General features: G+C 65.1%; 20 protein-coding genes. 9 read left to right on the top strand and 11 right to left on the bottom strand.

The window, feature by feature from the left end; translation table 11 throughout:
• Positions 1-210: 210 nt before the first annotated feature.
• The gene (locus JWS14_RS17425; protein ID WP_206013921.1) at positions 211-963 is read left to right on the top strand and encodes a FadR/GntR family transcriptional regulator; all 753 of its coding nucleotides are present in this window, start codon (positions 211-213) and stop codon (positions 961-963) included.
• Between the two features lie 182 nt (positions 964-1,145).
• Here JWS14_RS17425 and JWS14_RS17420 read toward each other — a convergent pair whose 3' ends face one another.
• Positions 1,146-2,480 carry an L-fuconate dehydratase gene (locus JWS14_RS17420; protein ID WP_206013920.1) on the bottom strand — a complete coding sequence of 445 codons (1,335 nt, stop codon included), beginning with the start codon at positions 2,478-2,480 and terminating at the stop codon, positions 1,146-1,148.
• A 232-nt stretch (positions 2,481-2,712) separates the two neighbouring features.
• Between JWS14_RS17420 and JWS14_RS17415 the strand changes: the two genes are divergently transcribed.
• The 3 genes from JWS14_RS17415 (at position 2,713) to JWS14_RS17405 (ending at position 5,565) form a co-directional block, all read left to right on the top strand.
• Complete coding sequence (locus JWS14_RS17415; RefSeq protein WP_206013919.1) at positions 2,713-3,741, top strand: zinc-dependent alcohol dehydrogenase; 1,029 nt, start codon at positions 2,713-2,715, stop codon at positions 3,739-3,741.
• Positions 3,738-4,499, top strand: coding sequence for an SDR family oxidoreductase (locus JWS14_RS17410; RefSeq protein ID WP_206013918.1), 762 nt, complete (start codon positions 3,738-3,740; stop codon positions 4,497-4,499). The genes JWS14_RS17415 and JWS14_RS17410 overlap by 4 nt, the downstream gene beginning before the upstream one ends.
• A gap of 73 nt (positions 4,500-4,572) precedes the next feature.
• Entirely contained in the window at positions 4,573-5,565 is a 993-nt protein-coding gene (locus JWS14_RS17405; protein ID WP_206013917.1) for a sugar kinase, read from the top strand.
• A 474-nt stretch (positions 5,566-6,039) separates the two neighbouring features.
• On the opposite strand, the gene JWS14_RS17400 is transcribed toward JWS14_RS17405, so the two are convergent.
• The 9 genes from JWS14_RS17400 to JWS14_RS17360 all read right to left on the bottom strand — a co-directional run bounded on the left by JWS14_RS17400 (position 6,040) and on the right by JWS14_RS17360 (position 15,801).
• Complete coding sequence (locus tag JWS14_RS17400; RefSeq protein WP_206013916.1) at positions 6,040-6,417, bottom strand: hypothetical protein; 378 nt, start codon at positions 6,415-6,417, stop codon at positions 6,040-6,042.
• Between the two features lie 187 nt (positions 6,418-6,604).
• The gene (locus JWS14_RS17395) at positions 6,605-8,086 is read right to left on the bottom strand and encodes a rhamnulokinase (RefSeq protein WP_206013915.1); all 1,482 of its coding nucleotides are present in this window, start codon (positions 8,084-8,086) and stop codon (positions 6,605-6,607) included.
• Positions 8,087-8,091: 5 nt separating this feature from the next.
• A complete protein-coding gene (locus tag JWS14_RS17390; protein ID WP_206013914.1) occupies positions 8,092-10,134 on the bottom strand; it encodes a bifunctional aldolase/short-chain dehydrogenase in 2,043 nt (680 codons plus the stop codon).
• 9 nt (positions 10,135-10,143) lie between these two features.
• Positions 10,144-11,310, bottom strand: a complete 1,167-nt coding sequence (gene rhaI / locus JWS14_RS17385; protein ID WP_206013913.1) for an L-rhamnose isomerase — start codon at positions 11,308-11,310, stop codon at positions 10,144-10,146.
• A gap of 514 nt (positions 11,311-11,824) precedes the next feature.
• Positions 11,825-12,430 carry a TetR/AcrR family transcriptional regulator gene (locus JWS14_RS17380; RefSeq protein WP_206013912.1) on the bottom strand — a complete coding sequence of 202 codons (606 nt, stop codon included), beginning with the start codon at positions 12,428-12,430 and terminating at the stop codon, positions 11,825-11,827.
• The gene (locus JWS14_RS17375; RefSeq protein ID WP_206013911.1) at positions 12,423-13,292 is read right to left on the bottom strand and encodes an ABC transporter ATP-binding protein; all 870 of its coding nucleotides are present in this window, start codon (positions 13,290-13,292) and stop codon (positions 12,423-12,425) included. The genes JWS14_RS17380 and JWS14_RS17375 overlap by 8 nt, the downstream gene beginning before the upstream one ends.
• Positions 13,289-14,113 (bottom strand): ABC transporter ATP-binding protein, encoded by an 825-nt coding sequence (locus JWS14_RS17370; RefSeq protein WP_124391520.1) that lies wholly within the window; start codon positions 14,111-14,113, stop codon positions 13,289-13,291. The genes JWS14_RS17375 and JWS14_RS17370 overlap by 4 nt, the downstream gene beginning before the upstream one ends.
• Complete coding sequence (locus JWS14_RS17365; protein ID WP_206013910.1) at positions 14,110-15,189, bottom strand: ABC transporter permease; 1,080 nt, start codon at positions 15,187-15,189, stop codon at positions 14,110-14,112. Before JWS14_RS17365 ends, JWS14_RS17370 begins: the two co-directional genes overlap by 4 nt.
• A gap of 78 nt (positions 15,190-15,267) precedes the next feature.
• Complete coding sequence (locus tag JWS14_RS17360) at positions 15,268-15,801, bottom strand: putative immunity protein (protein WP_206013909.1); 534 nt, start codon at positions 15,799-15,801, stop codon at positions 15,268-15,270.
• Between the two features lie 191 nt (positions 15,802-15,992).
• On the opposite strand from JWS14_RS17360, the gene JWS14_RS17355 reads away from it, so the two are divergent.
• The 4 genes from JWS14_RS17355 to JWS14_RS17340 are packed head-to-tail and all read left to right on the top strand — an operon-like array spanning position 15,993 to position 20,361.
• The gene (locus JWS14_RS17355; protein ID WP_206013908.1) at positions 15,993-16,370 is read left to right on the top strand and encodes a PEP-utilizing enzyme; all 378 of its coding nucleotides are present in this window, start codon (positions 15,993-15,995) and stop codon (positions 16,368-16,370) included.
• Complete coding sequence (locus tag JWS14_RS17350) at positions 16,367-17,563, top strand: hypothetical protein (protein ID WP_072946713.1); 1,197 nt, start codon at positions 16,367-16,369, stop codon at positions 17,561-17,563. The genes JWS14_RS17355 and JWS14_RS17350 overlap by 4 nt, the downstream gene beginning before the upstream one ends.
• A gap of 3 nt (positions 17,564-17,566) precedes the next feature.
• Entirely contained in the window at positions 17,567-19,192 is a 1,626-nt protein-coding gene (locus tag JWS14_RS17345; protein ID WP_206013907.1) for a PEP-utilizing enzyme, read from the top strand.
• 23 nt (positions 19,193-19,215) lie between these two features.
• Positions 19,216-20,361 carry an Rv3169 family protein gene (locus tag JWS14_RS17340; RefSeq protein WP_241031381.1) on the top strand — a complete coding sequence of 382 codons (1,146 nt, stop codon included), beginning with the start codon at positions 19,216-19,218 and terminating at the stop codon, positions 20,359-20,361.
• 45 nt (positions 20,362-20,406) lie between these two features.
• On the opposite strand, the gene JWS14_RS17335 is transcribed toward JWS14_RS17340, so the two are convergent.
• Positions 20,407-21,237, bottom strand: coding sequence for a helix-turn-helix transcriptional regulator (locus JWS14_RS17335; protein WP_206013906.1), 831 nt, complete (start codon positions 21,235-21,237; stop codon positions 20,407-20,409).
• A 166-nt stretch (positions 21,238-21,403) separates the two neighbouring features.
• Here JWS14_RS17335 and JWS14_RS17330 point away from each other — a divergent pair, with 166 nt between their 5' ends.
• Positions 21,404-22,075: a PEP-utilizing enzyme gene (locus JWS14_RS17330; RefSeq protein WP_206013905.1), complete on the top strand. Its 672-nt coding sequence runs from the start codon at positions 21,404-21,406 to the stop codon at positions 22,073-22,075.
• Positions 22,076-22,077: the final 2 nt, after the last annotated feature.

Here is a 22,077-nt window from a genome sequence, read left to right as displayed (position 1 = left end):
GAGTGCGCGATCCGCTCGCTGCTCGTAAACGGCCGATTGCGGCGGCGTCCGACCGAACGAGGGCGCTAGCGCACACCCGAGATTCAGTATCGTATATGTCAGCAGCAGAGCGTATTTCCGATGAATCCCGACCGAAAATAGGCGCGAGTTTCTTCTGCCTGCCTCTGGTGTTCCCGCAGTCGCGGTGAGCGATCGAGCTAGAATCATCAGATGACAGTCACTCAGCATGTGCCCGCGCAACCCGCTAGTCGGTCGCAGTCGGAAGTCGTGATCGACGGGATCAAGAACATGATCACCAGCGGCGCTCTCTCGGCGGGATCGCGTCTTCCGGTCGAGAAGGATCTGGCCGAGGAATTGCGGGTCTCCAGGGGGTCGCTGCGCGAGGGGGTGCGGGCGCTTGTCCTGATGGGTGTGCTGGAAACACGGCAGGGCGACGGCACCTATGTCACCGCACTGGATCCGGCCACGCTGCTAGGGCCGTTGGCTGTCCTGGTGGATCTACAACGGCCCGGCAACGTCATCGACCTGATGAGTGTGCGCCGGGTGCTCGAAGTGGAGGCGGCGGGCCGTGCGGCCCTGCGCATCAGCGACGCCGAGTTGAGTGCAGCCGCTGACATCCTGTCAGGAATGGAGACGATGATCGCGCAGGAGGATGTCGATCATCAAGCCGTGATGGAAGCGGACGTCACGTTCCACCGAATCATCTCGCGGGCATCGGGAAACCCCACGCTGTGTGCGCTCATCGAGGGTCTGGCCAGCCGCACGGTGCGGGCCCGCACGTGGCGGGCGCTGCACGAGGAGGGCGTCGAATCGCGGACGCACGCGGAGCATCAGGCAATCCTGTCGGCGCTCACGGCACGAGACCCGGATGCCGCCCGGCTGCGGATGGGGGTGCATCTGCTCGGAGTCGAGGAGTATCTGGCAACTCAGCTGGACACGGATGCGGAGTGCGCGACGGCCTGAGGCCGGCCCGCCGGTAACTGCTGTTCGGGAACGCGAACTCGTCGATGGTGCTGCGGTAGATCTGTGGGGACGGCATACGACCGTGCGGGGCCCGCACTTGGCGGGCCCCGCACGAGGAGAACGTCGACTCACGGACGCACGCTGAGCATGCGTTCGCTCGGAGTCGAGCAGTATCTGGCAACTCAGCTGGACACGGATGCGGAGTGCGCGACGGCGTGAGACCGGCCCGACCAGTAACTGCCGTTCGGGAACGCGAACTCGTCGATGGTGCTGCTGTAGATTTCCGCGCTGTATCCCGCTGCCGTGGGAAGGACATACGCACCGTTGCGGACGACGCAGGGTTCGACGAAATGCTCATGCAGGTGGTCGACGTACTCCGTGACCCGTCCGTCCAGTGAGCCCGACACCGCGACATAGTCGAAGATCGAAAGGTGTTGCACCAGTTCGCACAGACCGACCCCGCCCGCGTGGGGGCATACCGGGACGCCGAACTTCTTCGCCATCAAATAGACCGCGAGGATCTCGTTGACGCTGGCGAGCCGGGCCGAGTCCAGCTGGCAGAAGTCGATAGCCTCCGCCTGGAACATCTGCTTGAACAGCACGCGATTCATGCCGTGCTCACCGGTGGCCACCCCGATCGGCGCCACGGCCTTCCGTACTGCGGCGTGCCCGAGGATGTCGTCGGGACTGGTCGGTTCCTCGATCCACAGAGGCTGGAACTGTGCCAATGCCCGCACCCACTCGATGGCCTCGGGCACGTCCCACACCTGGTTGGCGTCGATCATCAGATTCGCGTCGTATCCGATCACGTCCCGCGCGATGCTCAATCGTCGGATGTCGTCCGCGCGGTTCGCTCCGACCTTCAGCTTGATGTGCTTGTACCCCGCATCGACCGCCTCCTGGCACAGCCGACGCAGTTTGTCGTCCGAGTACCCGAGCCAGCCGGCACTCGTCGTGTAGCAGGGGTACCCGGTATCGGTGAGCGTGGCGATGCGATTCGCGCGGGTCGCCTCGAGCTCGGACAGCAGGGCGACGGCCTCGTCACGGGTCAGCACGTCGGACAGATAGGTCAGATCTGCAACCTCGACCAACTCTTCGGGCGACATATCGACCAGCAGCCGCCACAACGGCTTGCCCGCCGCCCGCGCGGCCAGGTCCCACACCGCGTTCATGACGGCGGCCATCGCCAGGTGCTCGACACCCTTTTCCGGTCCCAGCCACCGCATCTGCGAGTCCGACTTCAGGTAGCGGTATATCCCGCCCAGGTCGCCGATGACCTCACGCAGGTCCATTCCGATCAACGGCTCACCACGCCGCAGTGCCGCGAGTGTGCACACGTCGTTGCCGCGACCGATCGTGAAGGTGAATCCGAAGCCCGACAGGTGAGGATCATCGGTCGTGATGACCACATACGCGGCCGAGTAGTCGCCGTCTTTGTTCATCGCGTCCGATCCATCGAGGCTCAGGGACGTTGGAAAACGTAGGTCGATGGCGTCGACGCCAATGATCGTGGTCATGTCACTCCCGAATCGGGTAGGGGAAAGGTCCGCTCGCGCGGTACAAGTCCGCCGAGTGATACCGAGGTATTTGTCAGTGTATAGATCAGATGAATTGTGAGCAACGGCTCGACAGGGTGTGTGACGATCGGATATAAATGCACTTCGACGCCAATCTTCGTCGCGATCCTTCATCTTGACATCAGATGTATCGCGCGAGAATCATGAGGAACCCCAAGCGAAAGGAGGCCCCGTGCTGACGGTCAGCTATGTGGGTGCCCACAAGATCGAGATACGAGAGCAGGATCCTGAACCGGTGCACGCCGGTCAGGTACAGGTCGAGGTCGCGTACGCCGGCATCTGCGGAACGGATCTGCACATCCTGCACGGGCACATGGACGCCCGCGTCACGATGCCGGCCGTCGTCGGCCACGAGATGAGCGGCGTGGTAGCCGCAGTCGGGGAGGGGGTCGACCGGTGGAGCGTGGGTGACCGCGTCACGGTCATGCCGCTGGACTGGGACGGAACCTGCCCGGCGTGCATCGCCGGCCACCACCACCTCTGCCACAATCTGAACTTCGTCGGCATCGACTCTCCCGGAGCGCTGCAACGATTCTGGAATGTCGACGCCGACGTACTGGTGACGCTGCCGGACAGTCTGCGACTCGACCACGCCGCGCTGGTGGAACCGGTCGCCGTCGCCGTCCACGACGTCCGCCGCGCCGAGGTGTCACCGGGCGACCGTGTCGTGGTGATCGGAGGCGGGCCGATCGGCGTCCTGATCGCCACCGTCGCCCGACACAGCGGAGCCGACATCGTCGTCATCGAAGTGGATCCCCGGCGTCGCGCAGCTGTCGCGGAACTGGGGTTCGACGTTCTCGACCCGACAACCACCGATCAAGCCGCCTGGGTGAACGAGTGGACCGGACACACGGGCGCGGACGTCGCCTTCGAGGTGTCCGGCGCGGCCGCCGCCGTTCTAGGATCGACGGAACTGGTGAAAGTACGCGGAACCATCGTCGTCGTCGCCATCCACCCCCAGCCACGCCCGGTCGACCTGCAGCGGGTGTTCTGGCGCGAGCTCCGAATCCTGGGGGCGCGGGTGTACGAACGCAGCGACTTCGAACGTGCCATCGAGCTTCTCGACGCCGGGATCGTTCCGGCCGACGCACTGATCAGCAGCATCCAGCCCATCACCCGCACCGCCGCGGCGTTCTCCGAACTCGAGAGCGGACGTGCCATGAAGGTTCTGATCGACGTCGCCTCCGGAGGTCGGAAATGACGAATCCGATGTTCGATTTGACCGGGAGAACCGCGGTCGTGACCGGAGCGAAGCGCGGCATCGGACTTGCGATCGCCGAGGCGCTGGCCGCAGCCGGCGCCGACATCATCGGTGTCAGCGCGACCCTCGAGCCCGTCGGAAGTCTTGTGCAGCAACGGGTCGAAGCGGTCGGCGGAAAGTTCACCGCCCACCAGGTCGACTTCGCAGACCGTGATGCCGTACTCGACCTGGCCGCCGAATTGGCGACCGAAACCATCGACATTCTGGTGAACAACGCCGGAACCATCGAACGGACACCGGCCGCCGAACACCCCCTGGACATGTGGGATCGGGTCCTTACCGTCAACCTCGACAGCCAGTTCGTGCTCAGCCAGGCCGTCGGACGGTCAATGCTCGCACGCGGCTCTGGCAAGATTATCTTCACCGCGTCACTGCTGAGCTTCCAGGGCGGGATCAACGTCCCCGGCTACACGGCCTCGAAGTCCGCGATCGCCGGGCTGACCAAGGCACTGGCCAACGAATGGGCAAGCCAGGGTGTCAACGTCAATGCCATCGCACCCGGCTACATAGCCACGGACAACACCCGGGCACTGCAGGACGATCCCGAGCGAAGCAGCGCGATCCTCGACCGTATCCCTGCGGGCAGATGGGGGAAGGCCACCGACCTGGCCGGTGTTGCGGTGTTCCTCTCAAGTCCGGCCTCCGACTACGTTTCCGGCATCACACTGCCCGTCGACGGAGGCTGGCTCGGCCGCTAGAACGATGACCCCCGCCGATTCCCGGAAGGCACATCGTCGCCGATAGATCCGTCGACAGAATGAGGAGTGCACCATGACGATCTCGCTTGAACCCACCTCCCCGACGCCAAGCGGAGGAGGGGGATTGATCACGTTCGGCGAGACGATGGGCTTGCTCACCGCCCTGGACGTCGGGCCGCTGGAAATGTCGCGCCAGTTCCGGTACGGCATCGGCGGCGCCGAGTCCAACGTCGCGATCGGCGTCGCCCGCCTCGGTGGTTCAGCCACCTGGTTCGGCCGCGTCGGTACCGACGCTACCGGTGACATGATCGAACGACGCCTCCGCGCAGAACAAGTCACGACGCTCGCAGTCCGCGACGAAAGCAGCCCCACCGGCGTGATGATCAAGCACCACCGCTTCGCCCACGCCGGGCACCTGGACTACCACCGCCACCACAGCGCCGCCTCGCGGATCAGCCCTGACGACGTCCCCGACGACGCGATCCGACAGTCGGCGATCCTGCACGTCACAGGTATTACTCCCGCCCTGAGCGCCACCGCCGCCGACACCGTGCTCGCCGCGATAAACATCGCACGCACCGCCGGGGTTCTCATCTCCGTCGACATCAACTACCGCCGCAAACTCTGGGATCCCGAGGCCGCCGCCCCCACCCTGCGTAATCTCGCCTCCCGAGCCGACATCCTCTTCGCCGGACCGGACGAAGCCCAACTGGTTCTCGGAATCGGAGCCGGCGCAACCGCCGTCGAACTCGCCACCGCGCTGACTGCGCTCGGGCCGAAGGAAGCGATCATCAAGAACGGCGCCCACGGCGCCACCGCAGTAATCGACGGACAGCGCCACCGACGCGATGCATACGCCGTGCACGCCATCGACACCGTCGGTGCCGGCGACGCATTCGTCGCCGGCTACCTCACCGAACGCCTGAACAACTCCTCTCCCGAGGGCCGTCTGGAAACGGCTGTCCGCGTCGGCGCACTCGCGGTGGCGGTGCCGGGTGACTGTGAGGGACTTCCTCGTCTGAGCGACCTCTCAGTACCGTTCATCTCCGACGACGTTCTTCGCTGAAGAATCATGACACTCACACCCACACTTGTATTTCCGTACAGTTGAGCGCTCCGTAGGGAAGGCCGACTGCGAACCTGGTCTCACCGGTACCAGTCTCGCGAGAGCAGCCGCATTTTTCAGCGGATCACCCCGTACCGAGTCCCTTACGTAGAGACGTTCCCGTCAAGCTGAAAATGGCTTTGAATCGTCGATTCAAGGCCATTCTTGGCGTCACTGTCGGTGATACCGCTTCACACAGTCCTCGTGCCCACTAGTTCCGGCGGCCTACTTGATGCCGGACGTCGCAAATGCACTTCTCAGGGCTTTTCATGTCCCACGAGGAAGGTGATGAACACGGACAGCAAGGACACGACCGGCATCGTGAACATGGATCCCCCGGGACGTCGAGTACTGCGATTCCTGCGGCGACGGTGCGACGGCGGGGCGAGCAAGAAGGTCATCATTTGTCCCAGGCGCACCGTCGCTGGAATCGCCCTAATCGTCCGGTTTCGTGTGACGCGGGTAGACCGAAGACAACTCTCGAACGAGATCGGATGCACAGCCCGTGGTCTCGGCCGCTTTCCACAATCTCTCGAGAAAATCGTGCTCAACAATCCCGAATCGTTCAAAGATCAGCTCGGCGGGTACGCCACCGTACGGAATCCAGATACGAGCCAGTGCGATGATGTCGGACGATTCGCGGGCGCGGGCCTGTCGGTCGATGCTGGGTCTTATCCGTCGTCGTCGAATGTCTCGCCGACGTTCGGTTGCGTACCGGCGCACTTGTCGATTGAGTTCCGCCTTGCTTCGTGTCGGCCCGCCACCTGCGACGGGTGGCAGCGGGGCGCCGATATTCCATTCGGTCATTGTCAACTCCGCTATCTAAGAGGTGGATGGTGTAATCAACCTGTCGCCGAGGCGATGGCTTTTGCTCGGGTCGTGTCGTGTCGCGGCACGCTCCCCGACTCCGTCGGAGATGCTCGGGCTCGCGAGGGGCACGAACGCAATCGTGATGCCGGTGTCGCGCACCCGCATGCCGTCGACGTGCGAGCTACGCCGCTCATTCGACCAAATTGCGAAGCGGCCAACGACAGCCGGTTGCCGATGTTCCGGTGGTGACAGTCGGTCGGCGGAATGGCTTGTATCGCCGAGTTCGCTGGGTCTGCGCCAACATACTGCGGATGTCTTCGAGGGTGTCCGGTGCAGCCCCGTGGGCGCGGGCCTGGACCAGGACGTTCCCGAGTGCGGTCGCTTCAATGGGGCCGGCGATGACGGGCAGTCCGGTTCGGTCGGCCGTCAGCTGGCACAGCAGCGCGTTCTGGGAACCGCCTCCGACGATATGGATCACCTCCACCTCCGCCCCGGTCAGTGCGACCGCCTCGCGGACGGTGTCGCGGTACGCGGTGGCCAGTGAGTCGAGGATGCAGCGGACCACCTTGGCCGGGCTCGTCGACGACGGCAGTCCCGCGGCCGTGCAGATCCGGGTGGGCATGTCGCCGGGGCGGATGAACTCGGCGTCGTCGACATCGACTTCCGGTCCGCCGGCGGGGATTGTCGCGGCCTCGGCAAGCAAGGCGTTCAGCTCCGGGTTGCGTCCCTCGTCGGTCCAGGTGCGCAGGGATTCCTGGAGCAGCCACAGGCCCCCGACATTGCGGAGGAAGCGGGTGCGCCGGTCGACGCCGCCCTCGTTGGTGAAATTGGCGCGGCGGGCGTCCTCGGTCAGCACCGGGGCGGCGAGTTCGACACCGGCGAGCGACCAGGTGCCGCTGGAGATGTAGGCGAATCGGGTGTCCGTGGCCGGGACTGCGGCCACCGCCGATGCGGTGTCGTGGGAGCCGACCGTTGTCACCGCCGTCGACTGCGAAAGCCCGGTGCAGTCCGCCAGCTCTGCCCGCAGTATCCCGCGCTGTTTGCCCGGCTGCTGCAGCGGCGGCAGTAGCGACCGCGGGATGTCGAGACGGGTGAGCAGTTCCCGCGACCAGGTTCCGGTGCGCACGTCGAGCAGACCGGTCGTGGAGGCGTTCGTCGTCTCGGTCCGCAGCTCGCCGGTGAGCCAGTACGCCAGCAGATCCGGCAGCAGCACGATGTGCGCGGCCCGGTCCCACAGCTGCGACTTCTGCTCGGCGACGAGTTGGTACATGGTGTTGAACGGCAGGTATTGCAGGCCGTTGATCCCATACAGGGCCTGCGGGTCGATGCGGTCGTGGACGGCGTCGATCACCGCATCGGTGCGGTCGTCCCGGTAGGAGATCGGTTCGGCGAGCAGGTTCCCGTCGCCGTCGAGCAGTCCGTAGTCCACCGCCCAGGTGTCGATGCCGATCGATTCGACCTCCGGGAACCCGACCGCGAGGGCCCGCAGACCGGTAAGCACCTCCCGGTAGAGGCCGGTGATGTTCCAGCGCAGATGCCCGTCCCGTTCGCGGACTCCGTTGGTGAAGCGGTGCACGGTGTGCAGGGTGGTGCGGCCGCCGTCGACCACCCCGGCGATCACCCGGCCACTGGAGGCGCCGATGTCGACGGCACCGAAAACTCTGGCAGGCATGGGGTTTACCGGAGGAAGGCGGCGGCGACGCCGGCGTCGACGGGGATGTGCAGACCGGTGGTGTGACTGAATTCGTCGGAGGTGATCAGCGCGGCGGCGTTGGCGACGTGATCGGGCAGCACCTCCCGCTTGAGCAGGGTGCGCTGGGCGTAGAACTCACCGAGCTTGTTCTCCTCGACCCCGTACACCGCGGCGCGCTGGGCGCCCCAGCCGCCGGCGAAGATGCCGGACCCGCGGACCACGCCGTCGGGGTTGATGCCGTTGACCTTGATGCCGTGGCCGCCGAGTTCTGCGGCGAGGAGCCGGACCTGGTGCGCCTGGTCGGCTTTCACCGCGCTGTAGGCGATGTTGTTGGGGCCGGCGAAGACCGAGTTCTTGGAGGAGATGTAGACGATGTCACCGCCGAGTTCCTGGTCGATCATGGCCTTCGCGGCGGCCTGGGCCATCAGGAAGCTGCCCTTGGCCATCACGTCGTGCTGCAGATCCCAGTCCTTCTCGGAGGTTTCCAGCAGCGGCTTGGAGATGGACAGGCCGGCGTTGTTGACGAGCAGGTCGATCCCGCCGAAGGCGAGCAGGGTCGCGTCGACGGCGGCACGAACCTGGGCGGCGTCGGTGACATCGGCCGCGACACCGACCGCGACGTCGGCGGTGCCGATCTCCTCGGCGGCGGCCCGGGCCTTGTCCGCATCGAGGTCGGCGATCACCACGCAGGCACCCTCGGCCGCCAGGCGGGTGGCGATGGCCTTGCCGATGCCGCCGGCGGCGCCGGTGACCAGCGCGATCCGGCCGGCATGGGAGCGGGGCTTGGGCATGCGCTGCAGTTTCGCCTCCTCGAGCGCCCAGTACTCGATGCGGAACTTCTCGCTCTCGTCGATCGGGGCGTAGGCGGAGACGGCTTCGGCACCACGCATCACGTTGATCGCGTTGGTGTAGAACTCGCCGGCCACGCGGGCGGTCTGCTTGTCCTTGCCGTAGGAGAACATGCCCACGCCGGGGACCAGGATGATCGCCGGGTCGGCGCCGCGGATCGTGGGAGAGTCCGCGCCGTGCCGGTCGTAGTAGGCCTGGTAATCGGCCCGGTACGCCTCGTGCAGCTCGGCCAGCCGGGCGACGGCGTCCTCGACGGACGCGGCGGCGGGCAGGTCCAGCACCAGCGGCTTGACCTTGGTGCGCAGGAAGTGGTCCGGGCAGGAGGTGCCGAGTTCGGCCAACGGGCCCAGCTTTTCGCTGGCGAGGAACTCGAGGACGACGTCGGAATCACTGAAGTGCCCGACCATCGCCTTGTCGCGGGAGGCCACCTTGCGCAGGTGCGGCGCCAGCGCGGCGGCCTTGGCGCGCCGCTCGTCTGCGGGCAGGGCGGTGAACCCGTCGACGACACCGCCGAACGGTGCGGCGGATCCGTGCTGATCGAGGTACGCCTGCGCGGTGTCGATGATCCACTTCGAGTTGGCTTCGGCCTCGTCGCTGGTGGTGCCCCAGGCGGTGATGCCGTGGCCGCCGAGGATAGTGCCGATGGCATCGGGGTGGGCGTCTTTGACCTCGGCGATGTCGAGTCCGAGCTGGAAGCCGGGCCGCCGCCACGGCACCCACACGACCTTGTCGCCGAAGATGGTCTTGGTGAGCTGTTCGCCGTCCTTGGCGGTGGCGATCGCGATGCCGGAATCGGGGTGCAGGTGATCGACATGGGCGGCGTCGACGAGACCGTGCATGGCGGTGTCGATCGAGGGGGCGGCACCGCCCTTGCCGTGCAGGCAGTAGTCGAACGCGGCGACCATCTCGTCCTCTCGCTCGACGCCCGAGTAGACGTCGACGAGGGCCCGCATCCGGTCCAGTCGCAGTGCGGCCAAACCCTTCTCGGTGAGGGTGCCGAGGTCACCGCCGGACCCCTTGACCCACAACAGCTCGACGCTCTCCCCGGTGACCGGGTCGATCTCGGAGCCCTTGGCGGAGGTGTTGCCGCCGGCGTAGTTGGTGTTCTTCGGATCGGACCCGAGGCGGTTCGATCGGGCCAGCAACTGCTCGACGGTGGTGTTGGTGTTGTCGCTCATGATGTTCTTTCAGGCTCCCCATCCGGCTTGGGTGCCACCGACTCGTTCGGCGGCGATGTGGTCTGCGTACCCGCTGTCGCGGAAGGCCCGCATCGGATTCGCGGGCAGACCGCGCGAGCTGCGCCAGTCGGTCAGGTCCGAGCGGACATCGGTGTAGAAGGCGTCCATGAACACCTCGTTGGCGCCGAGGACGTCGCCGTCGCGTTCGGCCTCGGCCAGCGCGTCGCGGTCGACGAGCAGGGCGCGGGCGGTCATCTCCTGCACGTTCAGGACCGAGCGGATCTGCCCGGGGATCTTCTCCTCCACGTTGTGGCACTGATCGAGCATGAACGCCACGCCGCTGCCGGGTCCGTACCCGCCGCCGCGGACGACCTCGAACATGATGCGGAAGAGCTGGAACGGGTCCGCCGCGCCCACGATCAGGTCGTCGTCGGCGTAGAAGCGGGAGTTGAAGTCGAACGAGCCGAGCCGGCCCAGGCGCAGCAACTGGGCGACGATGAACTCGATGTTGGTGCCCGGCGCATGATGGCCGGTGTCCAGGCACACCAGGGCCCGTTCGCCGAGCGCGACGCAGTGCGCGTACGAGGTGCCCCAGTCCGGGACGTCGGTGGCGTAGAAGGCGGGCTCGAAGAACTTGTATTCGAGCACCAGTCGCTGCTGCTCACCGAGGCGCGCGTACACCTGCCGCAGCGAGTCGGCCAGCCGGTCCTGGCGACCACGCAGATCACCCTGGCCGGGGTAGTTGGTGCCGTCCGGGAGCCAGATCTTCAGGTCCCGGCTGCCGGTGACGTCCATGATGTCGATGCACTCGTGCATGTGCGCGATCGCCTTCGCGCGGACCTTGTCGTCGACGTGGGTGAGGCTGCCGAACTTGTAGTCCTCGTCCTGGAACGTGTTGGTGTTGATCGTGCCCAGCCGCACCCCGAGGTTCGCCGCGTGCGTGCCCAGTTTGTCGAAGTCGTCCACCAGGTCCCACGGGATGTGCAGGGCCACCGACGGCGCCAGCCCGGTCAGCTCGTGCACCTTCGCCGCATCGGCGATCTTCTCGTAGGGGTCGCGGGGCACCCCGGCGGTGCTGAACACCTTGAAGCGGGTGCCGGAGTTACCGAACGCCCACGAGGGGAGCTCGATGGCCTGGTCCGCGAGCAATCCCGCGATATCGCTGAAGTTCCGCATTAGGTCACTTTCATCAGATGAATAAATCGATTCAAAGTGTGAGCAGTGTAACGCCCCATGTCCGATGTCTGTCAATGACCCGGGTTGAGGAGTTGCAGAGGGCGGGTCTCAACGGACTCGGTTCGGGATCGCCTCTTTCATGCAGAACTAGGTGCACACAGCAAGTTACGCGACGTCAGACCGCCCGGACTTGATTGCCTGGATGGCGGAACCGGTAGGCCGTCTACGCGACCTCGTGCAAGGAATTGCCACAATTACCCGAGCTTCGGAGATTCCCGGCGATCGAGTCACGGATGCAAAATCATCTAATGAAAAGTTGTTCCAGGTAGACGGCTGCGTCCGTGTACGAGGGTCACAGGCCGTCGGAATCGAGTATCCAGCCTGCCCGCGGCCACGCCAGTCGACGAGGTGCGGGCGATCGCGGTGTTTGCACCTCGTGTTCGCCCGCATCGACCGGGAAGAAGCAGCGAAAGAGCCCGCGGCGGAGATCGAACACCGCGGGAGCGGTCACTCGTTACCCGTCGAAGTTGCTGAATAGGTAGTTGTCGATGTTCGGCCCCACTCGCTGAGCGAGAATCTCTATGGAGGCGTTGGCGACGTCGGGTAGCAGGAGGATGTACTTCGATATCGCCAGCCCGGCCGTTTGGCTGACCACCAGTGCGTAGCGCTCGTCCTGGTGATCGCTGCGGACGACATCGCCGAGTGCGCGCTGCACGAGTCCGAGGAAGAAATCTCGTACTCGCATGGCGATCTCGTCGTGCGTGACGGCGACTCGCAGCAGCGCGATTGCCCGTGCTCGCTGCTGTGGGTTCGTCTCCCAGAATTCGAGTACGCGTCGGACGAAGATCTCACCGGGCGCGTCGGTCTCGGGGGTGATTCCGGAGAATACGGTCTTCGCGTCGACCTCCGGCTGCAGGGCGGCCACCAGCAGCGCGTTCTTGTTGCCGAAGTAGTGATGGATGAGCGCCGGGTCGACTCCGGCCTCTTTGGCGATGGCGCGCATGGTCGTTCGGTCGAAGCCGCGATCGGAGAACAGCTCTCGTGCCGACCGCAGAATGGTGTCGCGCTTGTCGGCGGAGTCGGCAACGACCTTCGGCCGGCCGGGAGCGCGACTATCCATGTGCTCCGGCACGCGCGAGGACCAGCATGCGCTCTTCGATGGTGGCGCGCACGGGCCGGATGTCGGCGGCGATGCCGGCTGAGTCCAGTACGGAATCGATCGTCGCCGGATCCGTGTCCGGAACTCGGATCGCACGGCCGTCCAGGATCACGGGGATTCCGGCATCGTTCAGTGCCGCGAATGCCTGCGCCCATTCCGGAGTGTGCACCGCGACCGCGCGGGTGTCGCCGATGATGTCGTCCTCGCTTCCGGCGCCGACGAGTTGCCCGGACGACATCAGCAACAGGCGATCACACTGCTGCGCTTCTTCCATGTAATGGGTGGTCACCAGGACGCCGACGCCGTTGTCGGCCTGCTGCCGGATCGTGTCCCACAGTCTTGCCCGGGACAGTGCGTCCACGCCGGAGGTCGGCTCGTCCAACACCAGCACGTTGGGTTCGTGTGCCAGGGCCACGACGAACGCCACCTGTCGTTGCGAGCCCAGGGCCAGTTCGCGGACGAGGGTGTTGCGCGCGTCGTGGAGTTCGGCAGGAACACCGGGCACGGGGACACCGTAGGCCTCCGCGCTGAAGGCCAGGTTCTCTTCGACGGTCAGATCGCGGTAGAGACCGAGGTTCTGGGGCACGTAACCCATGCGCGCCCGGCGCTTTCGGTCCGGTGGACCGCCGAGCAACTCGACCGCACCTTTCGTCGCGGCGAGCAAACCCAGGAGCATCCGGATCAGCGTGGTCTTCCCGGCACCGTTGGCGCCGAGAAGACCGACCACCTCTCCGGGGGCGACGGTCATCGACATCGAGTCGACGGCAGTGAAGTCACCGAACTTCCGGGTCACCGAGCGTGCCCGTAGTACCTCACCGGTCATGATGCCCCGACCTCCCGCCGACGTGTCAGCGACAACGCGATGACGATGTCTTCGAGGTCTGGCGTGATGGTCGCGGCGTCGGTGCCGGGGTGTCCGTCCTCCCAGTACTCGTGACGCTCCCGGCCGCGGCGCCACGACCACTCCGGTCGTACCGGATCCGCTGCCGAGGTGATGGCGCCGGTGAATCCGGCGCGCACCTCGTCGTAGGAGCCCTGGGTCAGGATCCGGCCGGAGTCGAGGACGACGAGATGCCCGGCTCGCTCGGCCTCGTCGAGGTATGTCGTCGACATCACCACTGCTGCCCCGTCAGCGGCGGCTTCCGAGATCAATCGCCACAGGTCGATGCGGCTCACGGGGTCGACGCCGGTGCTCGGTTCGTCGAGGATCAGCATCTTGGGTCGGTGCAGCATGGCCATCGCCGTGCCCAGTTTGCGCCGCATCCCTCCGGACAACGCCGAGGCGAGTCGGTCCGCCGCATCACCCAGCCCGGCCCGGTCGATGAGTTCCTCGCGCCGCTCGGCCAATTCGTTGCCGCTCAGGCCATAGATGCCGCCGACGAAATCCATGTTCTGCCGGACCGTCAAGGCCGCCCAGCTCCCCGGGCCCGCGCAGAGGAACCCGATTTCGTGCTTGCCGGGGGCGTGGACGGTCCCACTGTCGGGGAGGACCTCCCCGACGAACGTCCGCAACAGGGTCGACTTTCCCGCCCCGTCTCCTCCGACCAAGGCCACCACCTGGCCGGCAGGCACGTCGATGCTCACTCCGTCGAGGGCTGTCCGGTCGCCGAACCGGACGACGACGGACTCGGTCGCGGCGATCACGAGGCGTCCGCACCGGTCGGATCGACCGATTTCGACCCCTCGGGCTTACTCGCCTTCGAGACGTCCGGCGCGAGATCTCGCCGGAAACGAAGCGTCGACCCGGTGAAGACCACGATCGCCATCACGGCCAACACGACCAGCGGCAACCACAACGACGAGATCGGCGCATCACGCAACATCACGCCCTGCGAGATCATCGTGAAATAGGTCAGCGGAAGCAGATAGCCGATCCAGCGAACCCCTGCCGCCATTGCATCGAGCGGAAAAATCATGCCGGACAACAAAATCTGTGGCATCAGGAACAGGAATGCCGTTTGGATCGCTTGTCCGGTGGTCTGCGAGATCGTCGATATCAGCACACCGAGACCGAGGACGACGAACAGGAAGAGCGCGGCGCCCAGCGCGAACACCAGTACATTGCCGTTGAACGGCACCCCGAACAGCACCATGCCCAGCACCGTCACGACGGTCATGTCCAGTGCGGCGAGCAGAAAATAGGGCACGATCTTGCCCAGGATCACCTGACTCGGCCGGATCGGCATGACCGCCAGTTGTTCGAGGGTCCCGGCCTCGCGTTCCCGGACCAGACCGATGCTGGTGACGATCGTGCCGATGAAAGTGAGGATCAGGCCGATGATCGCCGGCACCATCACCCACGACGTCTTCAGGTCGGGATTGAACAACACCTCGGTGCGGACCTGGTCGCCGAGTTTGTTCAGGATCGACACCGTCGACTGGGCAGCGAACAGATTCGAGCCGTCCACCAGTGCCGTCGACTGCTCGGCCGGGGTCGAGCCGGTCACCACGACGACGTCGACTTTGTTCTCCCGCAACAGATCCGTCGCCTGGGTGGTCGAGCCGCCGACGTCTGTCTGCGTCACGTCGAAGAACGGCGGCAACGACGTGCTCACCTGCTGAGCCGAGGGACCCATGACTGCCGTCTCGACGGAGGACACATAGAAGTTGGCCGCGTAGCCGAAGATGACGAGCAGGAGAAGAGGCAGCGCGATCAACATCGCCAATGTGCGGGGGTCCCGCCGAAGTTCGCGAAATTCCTTGAGAATCATGGCGCGCATATTCGATGCTAGGCACGCCGAATGGCCTGGGTCAACGGTTGATGAATTACACGCTTTGTCGGAGATCCGCCGCGTCTGTCACTGCCGAAGGGCGGCGTCCAGCATGCGGATCAACTCGCCGACCCGTCCGCCGCCACCCGGTGCCACCGGAAAGCGTCCGAGTACGTCGACGACGACTGGTGTCGCACGCTGGACCGCTTGCTCGACGTGTTCGGCGCCGACGGTCGGATCGTCCCCGGCGACGAGTTCGGCCGCTCTCGCCGCGTACGCGGCCGCTCCGAGTATGTGCTTGACCTGGGTGGCCTTCGCCAAGGGATGCAGGTAGGCGGCGCCAGCCGCGGTCATCGCCGCCCACGCCGCCTCGCGCGCGGCCTCGGTGTCTGTGTCCTTGGCAGCCGCGAGCGCCGCCCACGCTGCGTCGCGCAGAGGTTTCCCGCGCTCACCACCCCGAGCGAACTCCCACGCGGTAGTGATCGCGTCGCGAGGCCGTGCGTCGTCCGGCTGATCGGCCTCGAATATCTCGAGTACCCCCTCCGCGCACCCCGCGGCGAACGCGGTGACCTCACGAAGATCCTGATTGCTCAGAACGATTTCCGTTGCTTCCCCTGCCATGGATCCATTTTCGACCATCGGCCGCAACTGGGAGGAATTCGGTGTGCGTGCCGCCGCTGTGACCGGTATCGAGACTGTCCCCCAAAGTGGACTGTGGCGCACGACACAGCCACTCGTAGCCTTCCTGACACCGACGAAAGTGCGTGTTCAAGACAATCCCACGCCCACGAATGGGCCGAACGGAGTATGTGATGAGCGGAGACCTGAACGAGGTCGGGACCGGTGTCAACCTATTCACCGCAGGGGAGGTTCGCGGTACCGCGAGGTGGTTCAACGACACGGCCGACGTGCTGTCGATCGACGACGAAGATCTCGAGGACACGATCGCGTTCGTCAGTAAGGGCGGGATGACCTTCCTGTCGCCGATCCTGCCCGATCTGCGCGCGATCGTCTGTACAGCCGGCAGCCGGGAATCGCACCTCGCGATCCTGTCGCGAGAGTCGGACGTGCCCTGCGTGCTCGCCGCCGAACTGATCGGAACCATCGCAGACGGCGACACCGTGGTGCTGGACCTGTCCGATACCGAGACCGCACGCGTTGCTGTCGCTGCAGGGGCAGTGACGGCGTGACCGCGCAACTGACCACTCCCGTGAACGTGGAGGCTCTGTACACGGACCCGGCCTACGAGCCCACACTCGAGGAATGGAACTGGCTCGTGCACGCCGCGGGTGCGGCCTACAAGTCCGAACTGTCCGCGCGGACCGTGTTCGAGTCGGAACTGTTCGGCATGAACACCTACATCCTGATGTCGATGATGGAGGACTACCTCAGGGTGCCGGAGCGCATCCGCACCATCCGGCAGCACGCCACCCCCACCGAACTGGTGCGCAAGGCTCTGCCCATCGGCAACAAGCGCAGCTTCATCAACCTCGCGGCCACCCCGCTGCACTATCTCACCGGTCGTGAGCTGTTCGTCGACCTCGGAGAGAGCACCCTGTCGGATGGTCTGGAGGATCAGCTCGAGGTTCTCCGATTCTGGCGCGAGGCGACCATTGCGATGCGCACCGACAACGTCCTGTTCAACATGGACGCGGAGCCGGAGAACAGTTCTCATGTCATCGACGACGACGTGCTGGCGGAGATCCGGTCCCATCTGGTCCCTGCCGACGGCGAGGTCAAGGCGGGGATTCGCAAATTCGGTGCGCGGCTGACCGCGTACGCATTCCTGGAGAACTGCGACGCACGCACCGCGGTGTGCGACACCGGGCCCTATCAGCTCGAGGACGGCACGTTCCTCGCGCTGCGCGAGACCTGCACGGACGGTGACGGAGACTTCCCCTGGGTCGACGGCATCCGCGAAACGCTGCCCTACCATCATTTCGTCATCGCCTACCGACTGCCCGCCACGGTGAAGATGGACAACAACGTGTGGGGCACTGCCTGGTTCACACCCAGCGACTACCAGGCCGACATCATCGAAACCCGAGTGTTCTGCACCGACGACGGCACCCTCCGCCCACTCGGTGCCGACGAGGTCGAGGAGGCCACCAAAGCGATCCGCAAGGCGCACCGAGCGCTGTACCAGCGGTTGGCCGAAACCGATGCCGAGGAACGCAACCTGTACGCCACCGAGATGTACGCGTGGAAGCTCAAGGCGTGGGCACGGCTCGCCGGCTGCTACGACGAGATCGATTGGGCCATAACGCCGCGGATCGCCGAATCCTTCCAGAAGTTCAGCGATCCCGACCTCGCGCTGCAGTTGATCGGCGGCGTCTTCGTTCCGCAGGACCGCGACGGTTGCTTCCGTCCGCTGGGAGGTTAGGCGATGTCAATTCTCGGGAAGGGAAATCCGTCGTACGCCTTTGCGCCGGTTACCGGAACAGTGCGCCATTTCCGGTCGCCGGACGACGTGATCGCCTCGCTCGACAGCGACCTCGAGTCCACGATCGCTCTGGTCGCGTCGGGCGGCACGACGTTCCTGTCACCGATCCTGGGCCGGCTCGGGGGAATCGTCTGCCTGGATGGAACACTCCGCTCACACCTGGCGATCGTGTCGCGAGAGTTCGAGGTCCCGTGTCTGGTCGGTACCGAACTGTCCGAGGACATCCCCGACGGCACCGAAATCACGCTTCGTATCGAAGAGCAGACGGGGGTCGTTGCTTCCCCGGATCCTGACACCACATCGGACCGGTCCGCGGATGTGAGCGCCGCGTGGTGGGAATACATCCGGCGTGTGGGAGACGAGATCGCGGTCAAGGACTTCACGGTCGACGTCTCGGGCGCTGCGCTCGAGGCACTCCTCTCCGAGGAACTCACCGACGACCGTCTCGACGATCTCGTCCAGCACATGGGCCGGGCATTCAAACCCGAATTGACCCGCCGATCCGGGTTTACCTCCGAACTGTTCCCGATGCTGCCCTACATGTCGCTGTCGGTCATCGAGGATTTCCACAGCTACGTGGATCGGATACGCGTGATCGACGCGGCTGTGCCGGCGGAAGAGTTGGGCCGCCGGTTGCGTGAGGGGCCGAACAAGGTCAGCCCGCTGTGGATCTGGATGATCGGCTACCACTTTCTCTGCGGTCGAGAGTGCCTGATACAGATGGGCACCATCGAGCCCGGCGACCATCGGGACGATATTCGCACCGTCGTGGATTTCTGGCGCCGGCTCACCCTGGCGCATCGTGGTGACGGCACACTCGACTACAAGGACGCCGGATTCACCAACCGGTACCTGTCGACGGCCGTCGTCGACGAGCTGGCCGGCGCGGCAACGGCGTTGGACGCGACCACCGCGAAGAGCCTGAAGCGGCTGAACGCCACGGTCTCGGGATACTCGTTCCTGTACTTCTGTGATTCACGGGTCGGCATCTGCGACTCCGGTCCGTATCCGCGGCCGACGAAAAACCGGCAGACGATCGTGCGGGACTACCTCTCCCTCGGCCCCAGTGCATGGGCGTATCCGTGGGCAGACGATCTGGACCCGCCGTACACCGGATTGACGATGGTCCTGACGTTCGACCGCTCGAAGTTCACCGAATTCGAAATCAACGACTGGGGAACGACGTTCACCGAATCGGATCAACTTCTCGCCGTGGTCGACGAAGCTGCCGTGTACGGGTATCGCGCCGACGGCACCCGTGAGCTGATCGCGCCGGAAGACTGGCCGGGTGTTGCGGCGGATCTCAGCCGATGCCACATGGGCCTGTATCAGAAATTCGCCACCATGGACCGGAGCGACCGAATCATGGCCGCCACCACCATGTACACCTCAGGGCTTCGCCCCTTTGCCGCCCAGGCCGGGGTGACGGATCAGGTCGACTGGGCGATGTCGCCGAAGACCCTTGCGCTCTATCCTGATCCGTTCGACGACGACGACCGGGCTGCGGCCATATTCGGTGGAGCGTTGTTGGCACACGATATGCCCGGATCCTTCTCACCCATTCGCTGAACCACTCGAGAGGAGGCGCTCACATGCGCCAATCGATGCAGAAACTCATCCACGCCGACGAGCTGTTGTGTCATCAGACGCCCGAAACCTTCGCGACCATCAGCCATGCCGACACGTCCTGGACGGAGAAGCTCTGGTCTTCGCTCTTCGCTCGTGACGGGTCCATCCAGGTCGACATCGGCCTCGGGAAATACCACAACCGGAACGTGATGGACATGTTCGCCGGCGTCTCGCGGGGGAAGGAGCAGCTGACGGTTCGAGCCAGTCGCCAACTCGACCTCGACGGCGAGCGAATCGGTGTCGGACCGCTGGACTACGAGGTCATCGAGCCGCTCCGGAAGGTGCGCTGGGTCCTGCAGGAGAACGACGTGGTCCCACTGCGATTCGACCTCACCGTCACCGGAGTGCTGCCGCCGTTCCTCGAACAGAAGGATGCCCAGCGTGAGCCGCAGGGATTTCGGGTGCAGTCCGATCTGCTCCGGTACCACCAGGCGTCGACGGTCAGCGGTGAGATCTGGCTCGACGGCGAGCGTATCGAGGTCCGGGACGAGGAGTGGTTCGGCTTCCGCGACCACTCCTGGGGAGTGCGGATGGACGTCGGTGAGCCCGCACCGGATGTCTTCAAACCTCAGCGGCTCGATGGCGACTTCATTCTGACGTGGAGTCCGATGTGGATGCAGCGTCCCGACGGGTCCAGCTACGAGATCCACCACTATCTGCAATGGGTCGACGGTGCGGTGACCTACTTCTCGGGCTTCGAGAATCTTCCCGACGGAACCCAGCGCCCGCTGCAAGGATTGAGAGACGACCTCAAGTACGACCCCGACAACAGGCGACTCCTCGGTGGGACCCTGACCTTTGATGCGGGGTGGGGCGAGACGCGCACCCTCGAGATCGAACCCGTCAGTGACACCGGGTTCCACCTCGGCACGGGACTGTACTTCGGGTTCAAGGGCCAGCGGCACGGGCAATGGCAGGGACCCGAACACCTCGACGGTGAACGGTACGCGGACGTCTCCGATTCCGACACCGCACGCGAGGTACACCAGTTGCGGGACTGCGTAATCCGTTGCCGCGAAGGCGACGCCGTCGGGTACGGCATCTTCGAATCGATGGTGATCGGTGAACATCCCCGCTACGGGCTGACGAAGGAGACGTCCTTCCTCTGACCGGAGCATGACGGGGTCGCGGACGAATAGTCCGCGGCCCCTTTCTCATATCCGCTGCGCCCGCGCCAGCAGCGCCAGTTCCATCCGTGACTGGCAACCTGTGGTTGTGAGGATTCGGGTGACGTACTTCTTCACGCTGTCCTCGGCCAGGGAGAGGATCTCGGCGATCTGCGCATTCGACAATCCGTCCGCGACGAGCCGGACGACCTGCCGCTGCCGCACGGAGAGCCGTGCAAGGGCGGCCTGCGACTTCGACGCGGGCAGGCCGCGAGCCATGGCGGACATCTGCTGACTCAGCAGGCGCAGCGTGGCCGCCTCGGAGGTGCCGATCTTGCCGGGCTCCGGGTCGAACATTCCCAGCAGTGCCGTGTGTCCCGCGCTCAACTCCAGGCGCAATGCGGCAGCGGTCTGCATGCGCCACGTGGAGGAGAGGAAATATCTGACGTAGGCGTCGGCCGCCGCCGGCAACTGGCCCATCGACTGCAGTTCGTCCAATGACGACACCCCGCTGGAGACGAGTTGCCGCATCGCCGCCGGCGTGCCGAAGATGTCGTAGCGGGCCCACCGGTCTTGGTACTCGGGCAGCATCTTGGCGGTTTTGCCCGCTGTCAGGGGTGCCGAGTCCTCGAACACGGTGTGGAAGGTCGCGCCGGCGAAGAACGAGACATGTCTCAGGGCGAAATGCTCACTGATCGCCTCGACGGCCCGTTCCTTGAAGTCGGGAAGGCAGGCCGCACCGGAGCACTGTTCGAGGATGTCGAAGGCGCGCTCGTAGTCGGCCTTGCTCAGGTTGGCTCGGAACGGGGAGCGGTTTCGGGACGAGGACTTTGCACTCGGCGTTGTCCCGGAAGTGTCCCCCAACGTGGACTGGGTCACACCACGGAGCGTAACTAGTTTTAGGTCACAACGCCAAGAAGCCGGAGAAAAAAATACCAGGTAGCCACCTGTTTCCGGCCGCGTAGGCGGCTGCGTCCGTCCCGAGGAAACGTGAGGTGACATGTCCGACTCCGTGGTTACGCCCCCGAAATGGGGATCGACCGAAATGCTCCCATTGCCGGGCCGCTTCAACACCGCTGTGCGGTCGTTGGCGGCACAACGATTCTCCGCCACCGGCGAGCGGTGGAAAGACAGCGTGTTCGAACGCCAGTTCGAGATCTTCTCGGTGGAGGATGCGCGAGCGATCGAGCAGGAGGCCCTGGATTCCGGGTACCGGTTCGAGTACTCCGCGACGGTCTCGCTCGAATCCGAGCCGCACAAGTACAAGCGAACCGACCGAGAGGCGCGGGAGTTCTCGGAAGACCGGGACTCGGACGGTCGCCGTCACGTGGGTATCGGCGACAACGTGATCAAGAAGTCCCAGACGGTCATCGGACCGGTCGCGTTGATCTCCGCCGTCGAGCAGGTCATGGAATTCCTCGCCGACGGCATCCCGCCCGGCACGATCGCCGTGATCGACGACTCGGGCGGCACCTTGACCGCACCGATCATCGAAGGGTTCGCCGGCGTCATCTGCCTCGGCGGCACCGTGCGCTCGCACCTGGGCATCCTCGCCCGTGAGTACGACGTCCCCACGCTGATGAATTGCAAGATCAACGACCTGAAGAACGGCGACCTGGTCGAACTCGAAGTGACCGCGGCGCCCCCGGCAGCGGATGCATACGAGACGGGTGACACCGGGCATGCCCGGATCTGGCTGATCGAAAGCGAGAGCTGAGA

The organism is Rhodococcus koreensis (genome assembly GCF_017068375.1).
Taxonomy (GTDB): Bacteria; Actinomycetota; Actinomycetes; order Mycobacteriales; family Mycobacteriaceae; genus Rhodococcus_F; species Rhodococcus_F koreensis.
This window is presented reverse-complemented; position numbering and strand designations above follow the sequence as displayed.